This is a genomic window from Alkalispirochaeta alkalica DSM 8900, from assembly GCF_000373545.1.
In the GTDB taxonomy this organism is placed as follows: domain Bacteria; phylum Spirochaetota; class Spirochaetia; order DSM-27196; family Alkalispirochaetaceae; genus Alkalispirochaeta; species Alkalispirochaeta alkalica.
Genome location: NZ_KB891729.1, coordinates 1 through 5,236 on the forward strand (window position 1 = coordinate 1; position 5,236 = coordinate 5,236).

Below are 5,236 nucleotides of genomic sequence, written 5' to 3' on the forward strand. Positions count from 1 at the left end.
AGAACGGGAAAGTGCTTCACCACCAGACAGATTCTGAGGGGAGCAGAGGTGCCGGTGCTCATGGCTGTGCCAGCCCCAGGCGGGAGGCCCGGTTCTGTGAATACATATCAGCGCAACTTTCTCCGCAGGGCGTGGATCAAGTACTGAATCAGGCCTTCTTTTTTCATACGTGCTTCTATTCGCTTTGCTATGAACTCCTGCGCCGTCTCTTCATTTCCAAAGGGACCGTTCCGATCAACCAGATCATCGTAGTGGAGCATCTTTTTCCGAGCCTCAGGGACGATTCGGGAGCCATAATGATAAACGCGGACGGCATGATCTCCTTCATTCTTGCGTGGTGCGAAACTCGCGTTCCACCTGTTATCAAGCGAAAGCAGGCGACAATCTGAGCGAAAGATAGCATCGACCAGAGAGACCTGGTCCACCGGTATACCGTAGTCCTGATAGTACCTGTTCCAGAGGTGGAAAAAATTTCTGGTTTTCTCATTTTTCCTGAACATGAAGACCCCGCCATTCCAGTGGGGCAGTTCCGCAACGCGAAATGTCTTATCCAGGACTGTGCAGGCACCCCATTTCGGAGAACGCTGTCCACGTCGCTGTGGTTTCACGCAAATGTCAAAATAGTCGAGGTATTTTTCTGCTACAGCAATGTCTTCCCATACCAGGATATCACAATCAAGGTATAACGTTTTGTCGAAGGGAGAAAACATATCAAGCCCGGTTTTGTACAGGCGATTTTTTTTGCTTTCTTCGGGATAGTAGGACCAGATATCCTTTGTGTTGTCCCAAAAAGAGAGTTCTGGAACACGATCTGTTACATTTGTCATCATGCAACAAGGAACATTGGGTGAATGTTTCTTGAGAGTTTCCAGAGATGCCAGGGCCATCGCCAGATAGGGTCGCCCAAAGGCTACGTAGGTTACACCAAAAGAGTTTACTTCCATATCAGATAGCTCCTTCACGCTTTATGTCTCGATAGACGAGGAAAAAACATTTTATTCACACAGAATGGAATTCGGAACTGTGTCCAGCTGTCAAGACAAAATTTTCATCTAGTCGAGGAAATTTCTTCCTCAGTGGGATATAACCTACCAACGGCAGGGCTTCAATCAAAATAATCGTTATAAAAAACTAAAGCTCGCTTTCTATCAATTCTAGCCATAATTTGTATATTTCTTCTGGCTTAAACTTGGACATCGACGATGAAGCATTTTCACCCAAAACAACTCTTTGATCTTCATCGGACAACAACTTTTCCAACGCCAAGGAAAATTTTTCGGCGGTATCATCAACTAAATAGCCACAATCGCCCCCAGATAATAATCTAGCGGAGCCAATACATTTCTCTAAGGCAACAGAAGGCAATCCATAAGCCATAGCTTCTGAATGTGCTCGGGAAAAGCCTTCTACAACAGAAGGGAAAGCAAAAACCGCTGCATCACGATAAACTTCATCCATATCTTTCGTAGTACCCATTAGAAAAACTTTATCCGATAACCCAAGATTATTAATCAAATTATTAAGACTATCTCTCTCAGGCCCGTCACCATAAATTTTGACAACCCAGCCTGGGTATTTATTGTGTATCATATAAAAAGACCTAATTAACAAGGACTGATTTTTCTGCTCGTGCAACCTGCCTACATTCAGAATAACACGATTATTCTGAATTATTTCACAATTATTCGGAATAACTTTATTGACTACATTAGGTATAACCATAACCCTATTATTGTTGAGAAATGGATATTTATATTCATCAAACTGAACTACATGAAATTTCGCCAATTTGAATGCAGAATTCAAGGTTTTACGATAAATATTTTTTATTTTTGCCTTGCTTAATAAGTAATCAATCTTCACTGCGGGATCATTCCGATGACAAATAACAAACGGAATACCAGTATTTTTTATTGCTTTGTAGTTCAAGAGAACCTTTTCAATTGTAAAACAAAAAACCGCATCCGGGTTATGTTTTAAAAAAAGATGTTTCATGCGTTTAATTCGAAATTTATCGCTTTTTTTGTGCTTACACTTAAAACCGTCTTCTTTCCAAGGAAATACATTTTCAATAAAAATTTTATTACTGATTTGATAATAAGGCTTTTTAAATTTTGATACATCTGGCTCAATGATTATCAATACGATTTCAAAACCTTCTTCTGCCAAGTAACTAATAATTTCTGCTAGTGATTTCTCTGCACCACCAGCATAATTCATAAATTTCCCGATGGTAAAAACAAGTTTAGCATTTCTTTTTTTGCACATCTGATGCCCTTTCAGGCCCTAATTTTTCAAGAAAATCAGGGTCATCGCTGATCAGGGAGATAAAAAATTGCAAGACGATGTTTCGTCCTGTAGAATCCATAAATACTATATCCCAGGGTATCAATAGGTAAATTAATACCGTGTCCGCCAATTTTTAAAAATTTGTTCCCCCTTCGTTCTATAATAGTGCGTCTTGATATCTGCTAGTAGCTCACCAAGGAGCCCTTCCCCAGGTTCATCCATGAGCAACTTGTGGAACCACCTGAAGATGAATCCGCAGGGTTTGCCCAAGAAATTGTTTCATCTGCTGGTATTTTATGCATGCTATAGATGAGGGAAAAACATTTTAACTATGATAAGGCGGTCCTATTCGGTTTTTCTTTCACAAAAAAATTTGCTATTTTATTACCTTTTTTATTAGATGTTTTATGTGTTTTTTTCAATTCTGCAGATATATTTACAAGTTCTCTAATTATAAAATGAAACATGTCACGGTCATCGAAGAGAAAATTATTCTGCAAAGGTCTTTTTTCTTCCAGAGAGAGATTTTTTATTTCCTCTTCAATCAAATCATTATACTCACTCTTTGCATTTATTGATACATTTCCATCATAGGATTCACCAGCCAAAAATCCAGCAACAGCCACTTTGAAATCCTCGTCTTCAATGGATTTTTTTTTCCATTTTGGTAAAATTCTATTTACTCTTTTTTTGTGCTTTTTTGCTTGAATAAAGCATTTTCGGTAAATATCACGATAATATTGCTCAAAATCATGAATTCCCAACAAAATATTGCTTTTTACGAAATCACAGCCATTTTCTTGCATTTTTTTGCGTACATATGTTTCTGGTCGGATGGCATCATAGGGGTGAGGAATAAACTTTAAAGCCTTCGAAAGAAAATTCGTTCGATAAAGATGAACTCCAGCTGGTCTTGGGCTATCCAAAAATTTATCAATAATTAAACCTTCTACTTTAAAAACATTTTCGTTTGTTCTTTCAGAAAATTTCAAAAACTCACACAAAGAATCTGGCTTCATCAGCACATCTGCATCAACTATTAATGTCCATTTGCGATCTTTTTCCAGCGATAATTCAAAACTTTTTTTGATAGATTCAGTAAAAGGACATTCATTGACAAAATGAATGTTTCTTTCATTAATTTGTTTTAATAGCAATTTATAACATGAATCAGTAGTTCGCTCATTTACTGTACGCACAATTACTGTTAAATTTTCTTCAATATATTTTCTATTTATCACAGATTAATCCATTTTGCTAATAATCATGTAGGATTGGCTGATTGTCGATTAGTGGGGAATAAAGAAGCAGCTAGTCGGTGATCACCGTGCAAGCACTTATATGGACATCGTGCTTCTGCAAGGCTGGTGAGATGGATGCAGCCAGTCGTTTTCGACACGATTCGGCCCAACGAAAGGTTATCAAAGGTTCACGATGACTTCTCCTTCGTAACAGGAAAACAATCAGTAGTGAGAAGGGACAAAACATCGTGATGAGCTACTTTCCATGAACAAAGAGATCGCTACGATGTACATCATGAAAGAGGATCTCAATCATCTGTGGTCTTATACCGACCCATAGTTCGCACGGACCTGGTGGTATCAGTGGTTCGCCTGGCAACTGATAGCGGGATGGACACGCTGATCCGGTTTGCGGAAAACCTATCGGTGCACATTCAGGGAACATTGTCGTTTATTCGGTACCATCTTACCACGGGTAATCCTCGAAGGGAAAAACAAGGTATCAAGCGCGTTTTCTATGATTTCCGGGATAACGAATACTTTTTCCTCCGCATCCATTCTGCATTCCCCGGAAATTAACGATGAATCAAAAAACGAAAAAGTTTTAATTTCCAGGTTTTTTCCAGTAATTCTTTTTTAATTCCCACTTTGAACCGAGTTCATAGTCAAATTCCAAAGGGCTAAATTTTCCCATACCGCTGTCTGGATAATTTGTCATTTCGCCAAATAAAACTTTTTCCCCAATCGTGTATAAGTCTATGCGAATAAAATCAAAACCACTCCCCAGACTCTCTGCGATAGAAAGCATTTCTTTGTAATTTTTTGGCTTCGGTAAATATTTGCTTTTATTGTATTTTATGCCATAGGGCAAAAGCTCCCATTCATGCGGATCGAACAAACCCCTCTTGTGATCTATGTGACGATCAATATCAACCTGCACCAGGGCACATACTCCATTTATAACAAAAAACTTATAATCCTTTGGTAACAGACCTTTTTCATCTTTAACCAACTTTTCGATAATTATTTTTCTTGGAATTTTCTGATATGCCCACTCTTGCTTAAAAAATCCATAATCCTCCTCGATCCATTTTTTGCAAGAATCAATAATAAACTCTTTATCGATTTTTTTCCCTTTTTCAACTATGAAATTAGTTCCACTGCCGTGATTTGCCTTGATAATATATTCATCAGGTAGATCATCAAAGGGAATTGTTTCAGGATCTTCAGTTACATGCAGGAGTGGTATTAATACCTCATTCGCTTTCTCTTCACCAAGCACGTCTTTCAAATAACCTCTAACTCTGTATTTGTCAGCTACTATTGGCAGGAGAGGGTTACGATCATGTATTTTTTTCCAATTAATTTTTTCATTGAAACTTTTTGGTGATTTCAGATTTAATGTGTAACCAGTTCTTTTTTTGAATTTTCTTTTTAACTGGGGGTAGCCAAAAATTTTTTCTTTTATTAAAGAAAATGTGTTTTTGTATTTTGTTCTTAAATTCATCTATACCTCAAATTCATGCGCTTATTTTCCGATGATATTCTGCAGACATACAGACATGGCTATCCACGTGTTTCCAGCTGTGTGAAACAATCATTTTCAAAACTTACACCCCATAAAACCCGCGATACCAGGCCACAAAGGCGGCAATACCCTGACGAACTTCCGTGACGGGACGGTAGCCCGTGTCCCGCTCCAGGGC

Annotated in this window: 4 protein-coding genes; all 4 read right to left on the minus strand. The window is 38.3% G+C overall.

The window, feature by feature from the left end; all coding sequences use genetic code 11:
- Window positions 1-107: 107 nt before the first annotated feature.
- The gene (locus tag B071_RS0111045; protein WP_018527149.1) at window positions 108-944 is read right to left on the minus strand and encodes a glycosyltransferase family protein; all 837 of its coding nucleotides are present in this window, start codon (window positions 942-944) and stop codon (window positions 108-110) included.
- Window positions 945-1,131: 187 nt separating this feature from the next.
- On the minus strand, window positions 1,132-2,268 hold the full coding sequence (locus tag B071_RS19265; RefSeq protein ID WP_083914880.1) for a glycosyltransferase: 1,137 nt from the start codon (window positions 2,266-2,268) through the stop codon (window positions 1,132-1,134).
- A 350-nt stretch (window positions 2,269-2,618) separates the two neighbouring features.
- Window positions 2,619-3,530 carry a hypothetical protein gene (locus tag B071_RS19705; protein WP_157703180.1) on the minus strand — a complete coding sequence of 304 codons (912 nt, stop codon included), beginning with the start codon at window positions 3,528-3,530 and terminating at the stop codon, window positions 2,619-2,621.
- A 604-nt stretch (window positions 3,531-4,134) separates the two neighbouring features.
- Window positions 4,135-5,037 carry an ATP-grasp fold amidoligase family protein gene (locus B071_RS0111060; protein ID WP_083914882.1) on the minus strand — a complete coding sequence of 301 codons (903 nt, stop codon included), beginning with the start codon at window positions 5,035-5,037 and terminating at the stop codon, window positions 4,135-4,137.
- Window positions 5,038-5,236: the final 199 nt, after the last annotated feature.

Bases quoted from the DNA above. Each gene is read 5' to 3' on its own strand.
- B071_RS0111045 (WP_018527149.1), bottom strand. From the start codon at position 944: ATGGAAGTAAACTCTTTTGGTGTAACCTACGTAGCCTTTGGGCGACCC.
- B071_RS0111060 (WP_083914882.1), bottom strand. From the start codon at position 5,037: ATGAATTTAAGAACAAAATACAAAAACACATTTTCTTTAATAAAAGAA.
- B071_RS19265 (WP_083914880.1), bottom strand. From the start codon at position 2,268: ATGTGCAAAAAAAGAAATGCTAAACTTGTTTTTACCATCGGGAAATTT.